The sequence below is a fragment of the Cupriavidus sp. 05N39 genome (assembly GCF_056397325.1).
This window is the reverse complement of sequence record NZ_JBFTNE010000252.1, coordinates 1-1086: the sequence shown is the minus strand read 5'-3', so window position 1 is coordinate 1086 and position 1086 is coordinate 1. Positions and strand designations below refer to the sequence as shown.

Here is a 1086-nt window from a genome sequence, read left to right as displayed (position 1 = left end):
GCGCGAACCAGTCCTTGCGCTTGCGCGGCGGGTCCTCCGGGTCGGGCCGCTGCTGGTGGTCGACGCGGCGCTCGTAGTCCTTGATCTTCGCGGCGATCTCGTCATCGTCCATCATGGACTCGCCGCCAAAGGCCGCCCGGTGCACGGCGTTGTAGATCTGCATCAGGCCCCACAGGATGCGGGCCTGCCCGCCGGCGGCGAAGGCCCGCCCGTAGGTGCTTTCGCCCATCTCGCCAATTTGCGGAAAGGGGGTGCCCACGCCTGGCAGGTAGACGCGGTAAAAGTACTCGCCCTCCCCCGGCGTATTTCCCTCTTCAGCAGGATAGGCATTGTGCAGGCGAACGATATTGCTATGAAAGCGCTTGGCGGGTTCCGGTTTTTTGTAGTCCCGCTCCATGTTGTTGTTGGTGCCGTCGAAGAACAGCCCCACGTTGACCAGGATCTGGCAAACCGGCTGGCGCACGAACGTGCAGGCGGGCTTGGTCCCCAACACGCGGAAAACCTCGCGCGGCGTCAGGCTGCAGCATTCGGCCGGATCCGGCGGGAGCGTGCGGTCGGGGGCAGCGATATAGCGCTTCATTGTTGGGGCTCCTTCGATTTGTTTGGATTAACCRGATAGGRAATGGGGTGGTTGAGGCTATGTGAGTCGTAGCGCGCCGACACGACCACGCGGACCACGTCGTTCGGATAGATGTGGGCATAGATGGTGCCTGCCTTGGTGTAGGGCTCGACCTCGACCACCTTGCTCCCATAGAGGATCTTGGCCCCGTCACGGGCCTTCCACTCGACGGTCACCTGCAGCCCGGGACGGTAGACTCGCGGTACGCCCACGCAACACGTTCCCGAGGTGCTGCCGTAGGCACGCATATTGCCGCCCCATTGCCCATCGATGGAAAACCCATCCATGTAGTTGCCGGTGTGGTTGACCCCGCCAAGCGCATCTCCTTATACAAAAGTCCAGCGTCCTGACCGGGCGCAGTGCGACCAGAATTTGATGGGACTTGGGCGGGAGGGGTTGTAAACTCGTGCGGATTCGCGTTTACTCCTGGCTTTTTTGAGCGCGAATGAACAACGAGTCGGGGGCAT

The 1086-nt window shown here is 62.1% G+C and carries 2 pseudogenes; both read right to left on the bottom strand.

Annotated features, from left to right (window positions below):
• Nucleotides 1-580: pseudogene (locus AC1DN0_RS41110) on the bottom strand (hypothetical protein); the annotation flags it as partial.
• Nucleotides 577-915: pseudogene (locus AC1DN0_RS41105) on the bottom strand (DUF3304 domain-containing protein); the annotation flags it as partial. The pseudogenes AC1DN0_RS41110 and AC1DN0_RS41105, both read right to left, overlap by 4 nt.
• Nucleotides 916-1086: the final 171 nt, after the last annotated feature.